Here is a 14,644-nt window from a genome sequence, read left to right on the forward strand (position 1 = left end):
GTACAGGGGAGATGACGTGAACGACACCGCCGGGCAAGCGGCGCCGGGCCGGCGCTCGCGCGACCGGGCTCGTACCGAGGCCGATCTGCTGCAGGCGACTTTCGACCTGCTCCAGCGCGACGGCATCTTCGCGGGGTTGAACCTGCAGGAAGTCGCCGAACGCTCGGGCGTGAACCGCGGCCAGATCTACCAGTACTTCGGGGATCGCCGGTCGTTGCTGCGCGCCGCCGTGGCACACCGCGCGAAGGAGTGGGCGGCGGGGGCGAAGCGGCACTGGGAAGCGTCGTTCTTCAACCGGCGCAAGGCGATGTTCCGCAGCGCGCTGGAGAACCCCGCACCCGTCCTCGTCGAAGCGCTGCTGGCGATCGACGGCGACCCCGACTACCACGCGCTGCCGGAGATCGAGAAGACGAGAGCCGCGCTGGACCGGGACCAGCGCGACGGCGACCTGCCCGCGGACGGCGACGCGATCGCCATGCACGTGTTCATGGTCGCGGCCTACAAGGGCTACCTGATCTTCCGCGAGGCGCTCGCGCGGGACGTCGGGCTGCCGGTCGGCGAGCTGGACGCCCGCGTGCTGGCGGTGCACGACCAGGTGGCGGCAACGCTGGCGAAACCGGCCGAACCGGGTGGCGTGCGGTAGGAGATCCGGTTCCGGGAGCCGGCTGACGGCGTGAGCCTGCTGTCGCGGGTCGAGGCCGGCGGTGCCTGCCGTCCGCGGGGGAGAGGAGAACGCCCTTGCCCCTGGCAACCGGATCGACGGCCGGGGAGCGCAGCGCCCGGCGCGGGTGAACTTGCTCCGGCGACTGCGGTCGAGTACCGCGCGGAAGTGGACTTTCGGCCCTCCACTCGCGCGGCCGAGGCTGCCAGCATCGGAGGGACAGGGACGCGAACCGGACACCCGCGGGGAGGGCAGCCATGGTGATCGCACTGGTGCTCGGATTGCTCGTGCTGGTCCCGCTCGCCGGCTGGGCCGTGTCCCGCCGGTGGCGATCCGGGGCAGCGCGGGCGGCCCGGCCGCACTTCGACACAACAGGGTGGCCCGCGGCCGAAGAGGAACGAGCGCTGACCGCCCGGGTACTCGCCGGCGAACTCACCCGGAGCAGCTACCGCGACGCGATGGCCCGCTTGGCGGAAGCGGACGGTCACCACGACGAAGACGTGGCCATGCTGCTCTGGCGGGCCCGGCTCGGCCCGGCCGGTGACGACGGCCCGCGGGACCTGCTCGACCGGCTCGGTACGACGCTGCCCGGCGTTCTTCCCGGTATCCTGTGCTCCGCCGCGGTGCTGGCTTCGACCGGAGCCGGCGTGGACGACCTGATGCGCACGTTCCCCCTGACGCGCGTGCAGGCGCGGACGGTCATCGACGCGGTCACGACTCCGTGAGCGGGCAGGCGGGGACCATCGGCCCGCCGCGGCGGGACAGAGGACCCTACGGACTGACCCGGGTCCCCGCCGAGACTGGCGGAGTGCACACCTACGAGGTCGAGGTGCGGAACCGGATCGAGCAGCCGCCCGTCGTGGCCGAGGCGACTCAGGGCTTCTCGGAACCGGTCGCAGGCTGGGTCGGCCCTTCGGCGCGATCGCCGGCGTCCCGTCCGCGCATGCGCCGGCGGATCCGCTTTGCACGCGCTACCGCCCCGTGCCCAAAGGACGCTTCCCCGTAGCAGCGGGATTCGCGGCCATCGAGGCCGCCTGCGGTGTCCGGCCCCCGCGGCGGTGAGCTCGCCGGCGCGGCCTGGGGGATCCGGCTGACAGGACCCGGCGTGCCACCCGATCCCGGCACCCGGCGGACCCAAGCCGTCCAGCCGCACCGGATCCACCGATCGGCATCGGCCCGTCGTCCGGCCGTGCCGTCTTCCCGCGCGCACCCCAGCGCGCGGCGCGATGCCGCACGAGATCCAGCCGAGTGGGAAATCGATTCCTGGAGATGCCGTGGAAACCGCCGCACAGGGCGAGGATCGGTTCGGTGACCGGCGCGTTCCCCGCCCGGACGCGCGGCTCGTCAAGCTCGCCCTCGACGGCGATCCGGCGGCGGGCAAGGCCCTGTTCCGCCTGCTGCAGCCGATCGTGCTCGGCTACTGCCGCAAGCGCCTCCGTGACTTGGCCGTCACCGAAGCCGAAGACTGTGCCCAGGACGTCATGGTCGCCGTGCTCACCGCGTTGCCGGACTACCGCTACGGCCACGAAAAGTTCCTTTCCTGGGTTTTCGGCATAGCGGCGCACAAGGTCGTGGATCGGCTCCGCGACCGGCGCCGCAGCCGCGAGCAGCTCGTGCCGTCGACCGAGCCGGGTCCGGCCGGCCGGGCCCGGCTCGCTCCGGCGGCGGGGGAGGAGTTCGCGCGGCTCGAGCAGGACCGGCAGGTGGGGCGGTTGCTGCGCCGGCTGCCCGAGCCGCACCGGAAGGTGCTCGTGCTGAGACTGGCTTTCGGCTACTCCGCCGAAGAGACCGCGCGCTTGCTGCAAATGCCCAGTGCCGGCGCCGTACGCGTGGCGCAGCACCGCGCGCTGCGGCTCGTCCGGAAGCTGACCGGGCGCGGTTCCTGAACCGCCCCGTGCGCGCATCCGCCCGAGTGGGGCGCAAGACCTGCCGGATCGGACCGGCCCGCGGACGGCCGGCCGTGATCCGGCAGGTCCTGCCGGACGGGTTGCCGCCTTGGCGCGCCGGCCGCCGTCAAGCGCCGAGATCGTCAGCGAGGGTGCGTCGCGGTACTCGGTCCGGATTGCGGCGCACGGCCGTCGCCAGCCGAGCTGATCGGCGGCCAAGGTGTTCGGGAGGCCCGTCAGCGGCGCTCACCAGGCGATGAGTGGGATGCCTCCCGTTGGGGTGGCGGGGCACCGTCGGCTCCGGGTCGCCGGTGCCGGGCGTTGACCGCCTCGGTGAAGATTTCGTGCCTTCCTGCGGGATCGCCGATGATGGCCCAGGCGAGATCGCTGAGCTTGACGCGATGATCGCGCGCGTAGTGGCGCAGAGCGGCGAAAGCGCCTCTCTGGTCGACGCCGAGTCTTACGGAGACGATCCCTTTGGCCTGTTCGACGACCACCCGGCTGTCGAGTGCGTTCCGCAGTTGTCCGGCAAGGATCTCGTTGTGGCGGACGGACCGCTCTTGGAGCAGCCCGATCGTGGCGATGTCCACGAGGGTTCGCGCGGCGTGCAGACTTTCGGGTGGAAGAGCGGTGCCGGTGGTCCGGAAGAGGTCGAGGACACCGATCACGTCGCGGCGAAGCTTCATCGGCAAGGCGTCCACGGCGGAGAAACCGGCCTCGGTTGCCGCGGCGGCGAACCTGGGCCACGTCTTCTTCGCGTCGGCCAGCCGGGAGCGGCTGACCGGGGTGCCGGTGCGGTATGCGTCGAGACCGGGGCCGTCGTTGTCCCGCAACTGGACCAGCGCCAGCCGCCGGCTCTGCTCGTCGGACGAGGCGATCAGCCGGAGCCGGCCGTGGGAGTCTGCCAGCAGCAGGCTCGCGGCGTCGACCTCGAGCAGTTCGACACACCAGTCGACCAGTGCCTGCAAGTAGTCGAGCACGTCGAAGTCGTCGGTCAAGGTGTCGGCGAGCTCGACGAACGCCTCGAGGAGACGGCTCCTGGGAAGATGCGCGGCGGCGATCGCCGGCGGGTTCATTGCGTGCCCTCCTGGTCGTCGAGGTGCATGGTGCGCGTCGGCACTGACGTCGCTCGGTCAACGCTCATGGGCGGGCCAGGGCCCCGCCGGGTGGACGTGCGCATCGTGCAGCGGGAGATCCACGTCCACTCGAGCATTGGGCACGTCGGCTCGCTCGTCAATCCCCGCTGGGCGACGAGACCGGCGAAGGCCGTCGCCTGGCGGGCGCCCGGTTCGATGGCGTGGAACCTAGGCGACGACCCGAAACGATGGTGACGGCTCAGCGTGGCCGCTGCCGGCGCGGATCATCGTCCGGGGTCGTGCGGGTGGTAACGAGCAGCTGCCCGCCGGGCAGGGAGTCGAGAGGGGCATGGTGGTGGGAGTTCCAGGCCAGCACCCGGCCGAGCTGCTCCGGCGTGAGTGAGGCGCGGCGTCCGACGGCGGCGAGGTCGGCGTGCCGCATCTCCCGCTGACTGCTGGTCCGGATCAGCCGTCCCAGCCAGAGTTCTTCGTCGACCCACTCTCGCCGGCCTCGATCGATCAGCTGGTGCAGGTGGTCGGTGGAGCACACGGTCACCAAGCGTTGTCCGTCGTAGCGCGCGTCGAACTCGTCCGTGACCGAGGAGTCCGGCACCAGTGCCTGGAACAGGCGCTGGGGTGGGGTCGCTTTCCCGCACGCATCACACGTCCGTACGCCGCGTCGTCCCGGGGACGAGTCGCGCGCGTGTCCCGTATGGGTTTCCTTTTGCCCGGTGTGCACCGCCGCCTCCACGCATGCTTGAACGTGGCTCGAGCCGAGGCGGGGTCCGGGGCTTTGAGCTCGAGTTCCTGATCGCCACACATGATAGCCGCATTTCGCGCCTCTCCGGCTGTTGCGTGTTCGTCACAACTCGAGTGGTGGGCTTTATGACGTACTGGATCGAAAAAGCACGGGTTCCCTTGCTGGCAAAGGATCACCAAGCAAGGGGGAGGTGTGGCGGAGAGACCACCCCCTGCCGCCGGACGTCGTACGGGCGGAATCTCCGCCAGGACCTGGGTCACCGATGCCCGGAGTGGATCGGACCGGGCTCCCAGCGGAACGTCAGGGCAATGATCACGATGGCGGCCAGGCTCCAGGCGCCCACGGTCAGCATCGCCGAGGTCGGCATGGGCCACGACTGCGCCGTGGGCAGGAAGGCGGCTTCCATGGCCCGGGTGACCGGAGCCACGGGTAGGGCCGAGGCGACATCGTGGAGCCACTGCGGGGCGTGGGCCGAGGAAAAGAACACGTCGGAGATGAACGCGAGGGGGAGCATCGTGCCGTACGCGACCGGCAACGCGGTCTCACTCTTGGGCACCACCGCGACCACGGCCAGTCCGAGCAGGAAGAAACTGACCGCGCCGAGGCATCCGACACCGGCCAGGTAGCCGATCGTCCGGGCCGTGACGGTCACGTGGAAAGCGGTGACCGCCAGCGTCACGATCACCGCCACCGCCACGGCGGACGTCACGAACGTGCTGCCCAGCCGCCCGGCCAGATAGCACCACGTGGGCAGCGGCGTGCCGCGCAGCCGTTTGAGCACGCCTTCCTCACGTGCCAGGACCACCCCGGTGACGGTGTTGACGTAGCAGGTGTTGAGCAGGCTGAACGCGGCCACGGCGGGTGCGAGGAACTGTGCGTAGTGCAGGCCCGCCGGCATCGCGGTCGCCGCGTCCGGGGTGAGCAGGTTCAGGCAGACCAGCAACAGCAGCGGGATGACGAGGGCGATGAAGAACCCCATCGGGTTTCGCACCAGGAGCAGCAGCTGGTACCGGATCTGACCGAGCGCCAGCAGGACGGACGCCCTGGGCCGGGCGTGTTCGTCAACGCGCATCGCTGCCTCCGGACGGGGTGGTCGCGTCGTCGGTGAGCTGGAGGTACGCGTCCTCGAGGGACGGCTGCGTGACGGTGAGGCCGCTCAGGTCCCGATGCTGGCCCACCGCCCAGGAGGTGAGGGTGAGCAGGGCTTCGGTGGGCCGGTCCGTGCGCAGCAGGAGCCGGTCGTCGTGCCGCTCGGGTGGGTGCCACGGCCCGTCCGGCAACCGTGCCGCGTCCCAGGGCTGGAAGCTGATCACGGTGTCGGCGATGTCACGCCGGCCCAGGGCGCTGGGCGTGGATTCGGCGATGAGCCGTCCGCTGCTCACCACGCCGACCCGGTCGGCGAGGCGTTGCACCTCGTCGAGGTAGTGCGAGGTCAGCAGAACCGTCGTGCCCTCGCCGCGCAGTTCGTCGATCATCTCCCACGCGCTGCGCCGGGCCGTGGGGTCGAATCCGGTGGTCGGTTCGTCGAGGAAGACCAGCTCGGGGTCGCCGATCAGGGCGAGGGCCAGGTCCAGGCGGCGCAGCTGGCCGCCCGACAGCGTCCGGGCCCGGGCCTTGCGCTTGTCCGCCAGCCCGACGCGGTCGATCGTGTCCCCGACGTCCTTCGGGTGGGCGTAGAGGTCGCTGTAGAACTTGACGAGCTCGCCGACGGTCAGCTCGCCGTCCAGCCCGCCGGACTGAAGCACGATCCCGACCCGTCCGCGCCACCGGCGACCGCCGTGCGCCGGGTCGACGCCCAGCACCCGGACCGATCCCGCGGTGCGGCGGCGATGTCCTTCCAGGATCTCGACCGTGGTGGTCTTGCCGGCCCCGTTCGGCCCGAGCAGTGCGTAGATCTCGCCGCGTCGCACGTGGAAGCTCAGGTCGTCCACCGCACGCTGGTGGCCGTAGTCCATGCGCAGGTGTCCGACCACGATCGCCGGCTCGGTCTGTTGTCGTGTGGTGTTCACCGTGTCGACCATCGTCTCCTCGCAGGTCATGTCCGGCGCTTCGAAGCCGACGCTAGGGCGGGCGTTCGCGGCGAGGTAGAGCCATTGGCCACCACAATGCGGTCCATAGATCCCTTGGCCATCCACAGCGGAAGGAGTTCGGCCGGGAGCGAGAGCGGGTGTTCACCGGGTTCCGGCGTCCCGGGGGTCGTCGCGTTGTGCCGCGACGAGCAGCGTCGACGTCCTGGCGCGCGGGTCGGCGGTGAGTACCTCGGGGTCGTCCGGCGGAGACGGGGATTCCGATCGCGAGGCCGACGTGGGAGTGCTACGTCCAGAGGGCGCGCATCTCCCGCACGAACCGGCCACGGTCGCCCGCGGCCAGCGCCGCGGCCCGGCTCGGATACACGTCGAGGACCGCCCGCAGCTTCGTCGCGTCCAGCACACTGGCCGGCCTCGAGTTCTCCCGCACCACCAGGCGGAACCCGATGCCTTTGCCCGTGGCATGAGCATGAGCGGCGTGCAGTGCCCGGAGCCCGCTCGCCGACACCGACCTGACCGCGGTCAGGTCGACGACCACCGTCTCCGGCGCCGATTCACGGTCCAGTACCAACGCGACCTCACGCGCGAGGAGCAGAACGGTCCCGTCATCCAGTTCACCCACCAGGTCCAAAACCACGACCTGCGGATTTCCGCGCGATCGGGCGACGGTCAACCGCCTTGATTCCTGTTCGCCTGGCCACACCACGATGCTCTCCTCATCGCTGCAGGTATCGGGTCAGCGGCTGGTGATCGAACCAGTCCGCCAGCCTAGAAGTTCGCAGTCCGCCACCGCAATGACGCGACCAGCTCAATCGGAGGACTACCCCGACCCGGAGATCTCCGATCTCGACGGCCGCGACCGCCGGAATCAAAAGTTCTTCACGTTCCCCGTCGAATTTCCACGGGTCCTGCGGCGGTCACGGCCATTTCTTTCGGGGGAGCGGGTCCGCGGCTCGATCATTGCACGTGTGATCTCTCGTATTCACGGCTCAGCGTGGCCGGGGGCCCGCAATGCGCCGACGCCGCGGCCGAACTGGGCCACCTCCGCCGTGCCGACCGGCTGCCCGGCGACGCGTTCACCGATTGAGGGGCCCGGGGCGACGATCCGGTGTCCGTTGCGGGATGCTGGAATCAAAGGAGGCGGCGCGCGAAAGTAGGGATCGGTGGACGGTCAACGCCGTGACCGGCTGTGGCGGCTCGTCACGAGCCGAGCCGACGGGCAGCACAGGTTCTCCGGCTGGGCCGGCGCGGTGTGCGATGCTGCCCTCGCCGAGGTCGACGTCGACGCTGCCGCCATCACCGTGCACCCCCGTCCGCAACGACCGGAGCTCGTGGCCGCTACCGGCCGCTGGGCCGAGCGACTGGAGGAAGCCCAGTACACCGTCGGCGAAGGCCCGGGAGCCGAAGCGTTCGGCACCGGCGGCCCGGTCCTGGTGGCCGACGTCACCCGCGAAACAGCCCGCTGGCCGGGCTTCGCCGATGCCGCCGCGGAGGCCGGGGTGACCGCGGTGTTCGCGTTCCCCCTGCAGGTCGGCGCGGTCCGGCTCGGCACCTTGACCCTGTACCGCCGTACTCCCGGCGAGCTGTCACCCGACGAACTGGCGAACCTCGCGGTCCTCGCCGAACTGGCCGTCACCGCCGCGCTGACCGACAGCATCATCGGCACGGACATGTGGGCCGGCGAAGCCTCCGCGGGGCACTACGACGACGTGCACGTCGCCGCGGGCATGCTCGCTGCCCGGCTCAACATCAGCATCGACGACGCCTATCTGCGCCTGCGGGCCCACTCGTTCAGCCACCACCAGTCGCTGATCGAGGTGGCACGCGAAGTTCTGGCCCGCCGGCTCCGCCTGGACTCCGCCGACTGACCCGGGGATCACCGGTCGGGCGCGCCCCGAATCCCGGTCGTATGCTGACTCGGTGACGACCGCGCAGGATGAGTTCAGCTACATCGTCGCCGCGCTCACCTCGCGGCTGGCGGCACACCACGACGGGCTGACGATCGTCCATGCGGTCATCGAGGCGTGCGGCACGGTGCTGTCGTCGAGCGAGGTCGGCCTGCTGATGGTCGATCCCCGAGGCGGCTACGAGGTGATCGCCGCGTCGGACGAGCGCGCCCGGTTCATCGAGCTCGTCCAAATCCAGGCCGAGCAAGGGCCCTGCCTCGACGCCGTCAGCACCAATGCCGTGGTCGCGGCGCCGGACCTCACCGCCGAGGTCGGTCGTTGGCCGGCCTTCACGGCCGCTGTCATCGGAGCCGGATTCGTCGCGGCCTACGCGTTTCCCTTGCGGCTGCACGACCGTGCAGTCGGCGCCCTCAACGTGTTCTACCGGGGGCCGGCCGAGCTTTCCCCGGTGCTTCAGCGCCGCGGCCAGGCCCTGGCCGATCTGGCTGTTCTGGGACTCACCCAGGAACGGGAAGAGCGCCGCATCGAACGCCTGGTCGAGCAGACGCTGACCACGCTCAACGACCGCGTGCACGTGAGCCAGGCCGTCGGGATCGTGGCCGGCGCGCTCGACGTGGAACCGGACGTCGCCCGCGAGTGGCTGGTCGCCCACAGCGCCCGCACCGGGCGCCCTTTGCGTGCGCTGGCCGAGGATCTCACCAACGGGACACTGGCGCCTGCCGCCGTCAGGGCGGCGTGCACGTCCTGACGGCGGCGGCTTCGCCTGCCTCGACCGGTGGACGACGTGCGAGGCGCGTAGCGTGACTTGTGCTGTACGCCGCTCACCGCCAAGGAGCGCCCATGAACAGCGCCGCACTCCCCTCAGACGGGCGAGAAGGCCGGGAGGCTGCCGCACACCGCCTTTTGAAGCGGTTGAATCAGCGCGCCCGCCTCAATATCGGGGTGGGCATACTGCAGGTTCGATACGCCTGCGACAGACAGGAAGCCACCGACAGGCTCTGCCGCGGCCACGACCTCGCCGGCCAGAACACCTTGGCCGACCTGGCGATCGCGGCCACTGACGCCGACGCTGACCACCGCGCCGACCCGGACGCCGAATGGGATTGACCCGTCCGGCCGAATCAGGGGTCACCCGTTCCGGCACCGGACCGATGCCGACCTCAGGAATGTTCGCCCGGCTGCCGCGGTAAGCAGTTCGGATGCATCGTAAACTGCTGAGTCCGACGACCGTTGCCGCGCGATAGTGGAACCGGCGGAACCGCGCGTTCGATCGGCTGGGCGAGCACGGAGGTGCGGCCAATGGACCGAAAACGCCGTGATCGGCTGTGGCGATCGGTCACCGACCTGGTCGATCTGCATCGGTGTTTTTCCGGCTGGGCCGGTGTGGTGTGTCGGGTCGCCGTGGCCGAGACCGGCGTCGATGCCGCCGCGATCTCGATCCGCACCCGCGCGCGGGAGTTCGCCACGGCCAGCGATGCCTGGGCCGAGTCGCTGGAGGCCGCGCAACACTCGGCCGGCGACGGCCCGGGGACGGAAGCGCACAATGCGGGTAGCCCCGTGCTGGTCAGTGATTTCGCGGGTGAGGGGTACCGGTGGCCCGGCTTCGCCGATGCCGTGGCCGGACACGGCCTCGGCGCCGTCTTCGCCTTTCCTTTGCGGGCCGGCGGAGCGCGGCTCGGCGCTCTCGGCCTGTACCGACGCAGCCCGGGCGGGCTGGCTGCGGCCGAGCTGGCGGATGCGGCCGTCTTGACGGAACTGGCCACCGCGGCGTCGCTGACCGACAGCCACGATGGCGCGCCCAATTGGGCCACCGAAGACTTGGACAGCCACAACGACGACGTCCATGTCGCCACCGGCGTGCTGGCCGCCCGACTGAAGATCAGCGTCGAAGCCGCCCTCACGCGGCTACGCGCCCACGCGTTCAGCCACCGCCGCCCACTGCCGGACGTCGCGCACGACATCGTCGAGCACCGGCTGCACCCGGATTCTGTCCGCGAGTGACCCTACGTCGGGATTTCCTCCCCCGCCGCCACACTTCGAGGAAGCGCCGCGATCACGTCGGCCGGGAACCGGTCAGCCGCTCCGGCTGTCTTTTCGGGTGCGACGTCAGCTGACGATCATCGTCTTGTCGGGTGTGCCGCGGACAAGCGACCGAGGAAAGAACGACGACATGGCCTCCCTGCCCGGCTCCGCCCCGGAGAAGGGTGTCCACGTGTCGGTCCGGGGCCGGGGTGCTTCCTGACGGTCTCGGTGGCTGTTCGGGACAGCGCCACGACGGCGCCGAAGCTTTCAGCTCGGAGACGCAGACGGCTACCGGGTGTCGGGAGGGGAGAAGGGGGAAGTGAGCCGGAAGCGGGGGTGGCGGGCCGCCGAGCCGTGGAGGCTTTCTCGGCGGCCTCGCCGGGAACGCCGCCGAGCGGCGCGGTCTGACGGGCTTTGCCGTGCCGGCGCGGGTTGCGGCCGGCGACAGGAGACCGGTGCATGTCATCGCCGGGCCATCTCGGCCTCGCGCCTGGTCAGCAACCCGGGCACTTGAGATTCGTCCACCTCACTGAAATCGGTGTACCAGGCGCCGAGGGATGTCATCTCGACCAGTGGCAGGGTGCAGATGGTTTGGTCGACGCCCCGGGAGAGCGAACGCAGGACCTCCAGCGGCGCGACCGGTACGGCGAGGATGATCCGGCCTGCCTGCCGGGCCCGCAGCACCCGGACGGCGGCTCGTGCGGTGGCGCCGGTCACGATGCCGTCGTCCACCAGGACCACGGGCCGGCCGGCGACCGGGAGCGGGCGGTGGCCGGGGTGATAGCGCGCCGCGCGCTGGACGAGGTCGGCCTTGGCCGACCTCGCCGCCTGGCGGAACGCGGCCGGTGTGATCCGCAGAGCCCGGATGATCCGCTGGTTCCGCACCACGACGTCCTGTTCTCCGATGGCGCCGATGGCCGCTCCCGGGAAGCCGGGGGCGCGGATCTTGTGCACCAGCAGCACGTCCAAGGGAGCAACCAGGGCGTCGGCGATCTGGCGGGCGACAATCACACCGCCGGGGGAGAGGCCGACCACGATCGGGTCGTGCCCGCACAGGTAGTGCAGCCGCGATGCGAGAATTCGGCCGGCTTCCCGTCTGTCGCGGAACCGCATGGCTTGTCTCCCAAAGTAGATCGCCCTGTCAACCTGCCCGAGGCGGTTGATGCTCGCGAGGGCTGGAGGTCACCGTCCTCGGTGGCACAAGCCCCTTCCGGCCCCCGGGGGAGCAGCCCACGGGAAACCGGACGAACGCCCGGATGTGGTGGCGCACCAAGCACGTGGCCGCGCGGGCCGCGCGCTACGGGGTGGGCGGGGACGGCCCGCCGGTGTTGTTCCTACCGTGTCGCAGTGGTGGCCTCGGCGCGGTGCCGGCGGCAAGTGGTGCACACCCTGGTCTGGCCGATCGTGGTGCCGTCGTCTGTGACCAGCCGGGCGACGTACCGGGTCGGTGTGCCGCATGCTTCGCAGGGGATCGGTTCGGTGTCCTGGCTGATGAGTACGCGGTTCGGCATGGCGTCTCCTGGCAATTCGGTGGTCTCGCCCGCTGGGTGCTACCGGCTTGCGTGCGGAATGGCGAAGGTCGGGCGGGTGTGGATGGGTGACTGCGTCGGTGTCGGTCACCTGTGATCGGGCGTTGGCCGTCTGCGGGCCGTCAGCGATGTCGGGTGGCTGCGCGAAACGTCTTCGCCGATTCGACGGTTCCGTCCCGGGCGTGGTGACGTGGTTGGCTTCGCGTCAGCTGCCGTGCGGACGGTCCCACGCTCGTCGACCACACTGCTACCGAGTCGTGCCGGGCGGCAAACCGACACGGAGCTCTCTGGTCGATCGCCGGGGTCTCGGGCGATTTGCGCCGGACGAGTGATCCGTCGTCTGCCTCCGTGGACACCGGCAGTCGCGGTCGACACGCGCCCGATGGCGTCAAGCTCCTCGGGGCGCGCCCCTCTCCCCTCGGGTCGAGACGGCGCTTCGGGTGGCATCGCCGGGCGAGTCGCTGCCTTTCCGCTGCCGGTGGGGCTCGGGTAGCACGTCGTGCAGGGTGCCGTGGACGCTGAGCAGCTGGTCCGCGCCGGTCAGGTGGAGGGGACGCCAGGTGGCTCGCGATGACGCGACGACGAGCAGGCGCGTCGCGTCTCCCGTCAGGGCTTGGGCGGCGAGGAGGACCAAGATTCCGGCGCCCGACAGAAAACTGGTCGAGGTGAGGTCCACGATCAGCAACGGCGGCTCTTGCCGGATCGCTTCGGCGAGCGCTGTGCTGAGCATGTCGGTGCTCAGCAGGTCGATGTCGCCGGTGGCGGTGAGCACCGTGGCGGCGGGTAGGTGTTCCGTCCGGAGCCGGAGCGGCGAGGTGTCTCCGGGCAGGGTGTTCGCCGGATGGTGAGCGCGGTTTCCGGGCTGGTTCACGATCAACTCCTGAGCAGACTGAATCCGCGATGGGGAACGTGGTCAGCGGTCGATGGTGATCGTCGCGAGTGCGGGGTCCGGGCCCTCTCGGCGTGGGTGGTTTCACCGTGACGTTCTTCAGCAGCGCCCGCGTTCGACGCCGTGTCCGAGGCGGGGTGCAGCAGGGTGCGCAGCACACCGTCGGTGGCGGACTTGCCGGCCACGGTCGGGCCGGGAAACCGGAGGCTCTGGCCGAGGCACCCGAGAAGGTGACCACCGGCGCGGTCGCGTTCCGCGGCGCGTCGGAGGTGACTTTCCGGCTGGTGGACACGCGGTTTCCCCTCCCTCGGTGGCAATCTTCGCCGTTGCTGTGATCCCGGCGTTGCGGCCGGGCCCGAGGTCATCGATCACGGGACTTCGGGGTCGCTCGACGCGGAACAGGTTCGGTCTTGATCGACTTTCCCGGGGGCCTTCGGTCCTGGGGAGCGGACATGGTCAGCGGTGACATCGCAACGTGGGCCGACGACATGGTCGGCGCGCTGAAGGTCACGAGGGCGCGGGTTCGCACCATCACGGCCGCGGTGAAGGGCTGAGGCCTGGTACCCCGGCTTGCGAAGAGAACGTGATCTCGTGGTGTGGCGCGCGCTGATGTGGAATCTGCGCGGAGTCGGTGATTTCGTGCGCGGTGAGGCGGGCGATGACGATTCGCACGCCATGGTCGAAGCTGTCTGCGAATCTCCGTTGCGCGCGGGGCAGCCGGTGCGGCTGGTCCGCCGGGGTCAGGGGGCGTGCCAATCCGTTCGCGGCCATCATCCAGGTTCCGTGGCCGGCGGTCTCGTAGGTGGCGGTGATCGCGACCGGTTTTCCGGCGGCGAGCTCGGCCAGTGCGCGCTCGCGGCCCGATGGCGCGAGCAGGTCACCGTCGTCGAGCACGAGGCACGCAAGGAGAATGGGCTCGGCCCCGTCGATGGACGCTCGAATACACCGGTAGCGCGTCGACGACCTGACCAGTTCCACGCATTCACGGTGCGAAAGTCTCCCTCTCGACATGGTTCCCTCCTTCGCCCGGCTGGTTCCCGCACGTTAGGAAGGACTTTTGCCGCGGGACTAGAGGCTAAGGTCATCGCTGACTCCGACGCCCTGCTGATCTCCGGCACCGGAGGCATCGAGCTGTGTCTGCCGGACAGCGCGACGGCGATCGCCAACGACACGCTCTACGGCCTGGGCGCGGGCGTGTGGACCCGCGACGGCAACCGCGCCTACCGGATGGGGCGGCGGATCAAGGCCGGTCGCGTGTGGACGAACTGCTACCACCGGTACCCGGCGGGTGCGGCGTTCGGCGGCTACAGAACTCCGGGATCGGGCGGGAGAACCACCGGATGATGCTTGACCGTTGCAGCCAGACCAGGAGCCTGCTGGTCAGCTACCGCAGCGCACCGCTCGGCCTGCTCCAGTGTCGCGCGTCCGGGGTTCGTCGACCGGGGGTCGTGAGTGAGAAACCGTGTTCTAACCCTGTTTCACACTCACGACAAGCCGCGGAGCCGGATTCGAGGTTCGCTACGTCACCGCCGGTGCGCTGGTCAACGAGATCGTCGCGATCGTGCTGGCACTGAACCAGTTCCTGCAGCTGCACCGCGACCGGCAGGCGCCGGCCCCCGCGCGCCAGGCGCCGGAACGAGTGCTGTTGCGGCCTCAGGCCAGGCTCGCTGAAAGGTCGGTCCGCCCTGCGGAACTTCGCCGTGCCAAGGAATGACCGTACCGGCGGAATCGGTCTTGGTGAACAGCAAAGGCAGCCCCGGCCAGGTGTGCGGGCTCGCGCAGGCCACTTCAGGACCGCTCTCGCAGGTGGCCGGTTCTTCGGTTTCGGGCAGCAGCTGTGGGTCGTCCGCGGTACGAGCGGGCACGACGTCTCTTGCCGGTCGCCGG

15 protein-coding genes and 1 pseudogene are annotated in these 14,644 nt (G+C 70.3%); 8 read left to right on the forward strand and 8 right to left on the reverse strand.

The window, feature by feature from the left end; all coding sequences use genetic code 11:
* Positions 1-16 precede the first annotated feature (16 nt).
* The 3 genes from QRX60_RS30210 (at position 17) to QRX60_RS30220 (ending at position 2,547) form a co-directional block, all read left to right on the forward strand.
* A complete protein-coding gene (locus QRX60_RS30210; protein WP_285994816.1) occupies positions 17-643 on the forward strand; it encodes a TetR/AcrR family transcriptional regulator in 627 nt (208 codons plus the stop codon).
* A 275-nt stretch (positions 644-918) separates the two neighbouring features.
* On the forward strand, positions 919-1,386 hold the full coding sequence (locus QRX60_RS30215) for a hypothetical protein (protein WP_285994817.1): 468 nt from the start codon (positions 919-921) through the stop codon (positions 1,384-1,386).
* A 549-nt stretch (positions 1,387-1,935) separates the two neighbouring features.
* Positions 1,936-2,547, forward strand: a complete 612-nt coding sequence (locus QRX60_RS30220) for a sigma-70 family RNA polymerase sigma factor (RefSeq protein ID WP_285994818.1) — start codon at positions 1,936-1,938, stop codon at positions 2,545-2,547.
* Positions 2,548-2,783: 236 nt separating this feature from the next.
* Here QRX60_RS30220 and QRX60_RS30225 read toward each other — a convergent pair whose 3' ends face one another.
* The 5 genes from QRX60_RS30225 to QRX60_RS30245 all read right to left on the reverse strand — a co-directional run bounded on the left by QRX60_RS30225 (position 2,784) and on the right by QRX60_RS30245 (position 7,116).
* On the reverse strand, positions 2,784-3,623 hold the full coding sequence (locus tag QRX60_RS30225) for a GAF and ANTAR domain-containing protein (RefSeq protein WP_285994819.1): 840 nt from the start codon (positions 3,621-3,623) through the stop codon (positions 2,784-2,786).
* Between the two features lie 259 nt (positions 3,624-3,882).
* Positions 3,883-4,236, reverse strand: coding sequence for a hypothetical protein (locus QRX60_RS30230; RefSeq protein WP_285994820.1), 354 nt, complete (start codon positions 4,234-4,236; stop codon positions 3,883-3,885).
* Between the two features lie 403 nt (positions 4,237-4,639).
* Positions 4,640-5,455 carry an ABC transporter permease gene (locus QRX60_RS30235; protein WP_285994821.1) on the reverse strand — a complete coding sequence of 272 codons (816 nt, stop codon included), beginning with the start codon at positions 5,453-5,455 and terminating at the stop codon, positions 4,640-4,642.
* Positions 5,445-6,422 carry an ABC transporter ATP-binding protein gene (locus QRX60_RS30240; RefSeq protein WP_285994822.1) on the reverse strand — a complete coding sequence of 326 codons (978 nt, stop codon included), beginning with the start codon at positions 6,420-6,422 and terminating at the stop codon, positions 5,445-5,447. The genes QRX60_RS30235 and QRX60_RS30240 overlap by 11 nt, the downstream gene beginning before the upstream one ends.
* A 274-nt stretch (positions 6,423-6,696) precedes the next feature.
* Positions 6,697-7,116 carry an STAS domain-containing protein gene (locus tag QRX60_RS30245; protein ID WP_332845788.1) on the reverse strand — a complete coding sequence of 140 codons (420 nt, stop codon included), beginning with the start codon at positions 7,114-7,116 and terminating at the stop codon, positions 6,697-6,699.
* A gap of 457 nt (positions 7,117-7,573) precedes the next feature.
* On the opposite strand from QRX60_RS30245, the gene QRX60_RS30250 reads away from it, so the two are divergent.
* From QRX60_RS30250 to QRX60_RS30265, 4 genes are all read left to right on the forward strand, one after another.
* Positions 7,574-8,278 carry a GAF and ANTAR domain-containing protein gene (locus QRX60_RS30250; RefSeq protein WP_285994823.1) on the forward strand — a complete coding sequence of 235 codons (705 nt, stop codon included), beginning with the start codon at positions 7,574-7,576 and terminating at the stop codon, positions 8,276-8,278.
* 52 nt (positions 8,279-8,330) lie between these two features.
* On the forward strand, positions 8,331-9,065 hold the full coding sequence (locus tag QRX60_RS30255) for a GAF and ANTAR domain-containing protein (RefSeq protein WP_285994824.1): 735 nt from the start codon (positions 8,331-8,333) through the stop codon (positions 9,063-9,065).
* A gap of 92 nt (positions 9,066-9,157) precedes the next feature.
* Entirely contained in the window at positions 9,158-9,424 is a 267-nt protein-coding gene (locus QRX60_RS30260) for a hypothetical protein (protein ID WP_285994825.1), read from the forward strand.
* 192 nt (positions 9,425-9,616) lie between these two features.
* Positions 9,617-10,318, forward strand: coding sequence for a GAF and ANTAR domain-containing protein (locus QRX60_RS30265; protein ID WP_285994826.1), 702 nt, complete (start codon positions 9,617-9,619; stop codon positions 10,316-10,318).
* 483 nt (positions 10,319-10,801) lie between these two features.
* Here the strand turns inward: QRX60_RS30265 and QRX60_RS30270 are convergent, their stop codons facing one another.
* The 3 genes from QRX60_RS30270 to QRX60_RS30280 all read right to left on the reverse strand — a co-directional run bounded on the left by QRX60_RS30270 (position 10,802) and on the right by QRX60_RS30280 (position 13,735).
* On the reverse strand, positions 10,802-11,452 hold the full coding sequence (locus QRX60_RS30270) for a phosphoribosyltransferase (protein WP_285994827.1): 651 nt from the start codon (positions 11,450-11,452) through the stop codon (positions 10,802-10,804).
* 804 nt (positions 11,453-12,256) lie between these two features.
* A complete protein-coding gene (locus tag QRX60_RS30275; RefSeq protein WP_332845869.1) occupies positions 12,257-12,739 on the reverse strand; it encodes an STAS domain-containing protein in 483 nt (160 codons plus the stop codon).
* Between the two features lie 549 nt (positions 12,740-13,288).
* On the reverse strand, positions 13,289-13,735 hold the full coding sequence (locus QRX60_RS30280) for a hypothetical protein (protein WP_286003883.1): 447 nt from the start codon (positions 13,733-13,735) through the stop codon (positions 13,289-13,291).
* A gap of 165 nt (positions 13,736-13,900) precedes the next feature.
* On the opposite strand from QRX60_RS30280, the pseudogene QRX60_RS30285 reads away from it, so the two are divergent.
* Positions 13,901-14,169, forward strand: a pseudogene (locus QRX60_RS30285) (aldehyde dehydrogenase family protein); the annotation flags it as partial.
* Between the last annotated feature and the right edge of the window lie 475 nt (positions 14,170-14,644).

Source organism: Amycolatopsis mongoliensis, assembly GCF_030285665.1.
GTDB lineage: Bacteria > Actinomycetota > Actinomycetes > Mycobacteriales > Pseudonocardiaceae > Amycolatopsis > Amycolatopsis mongoliensis.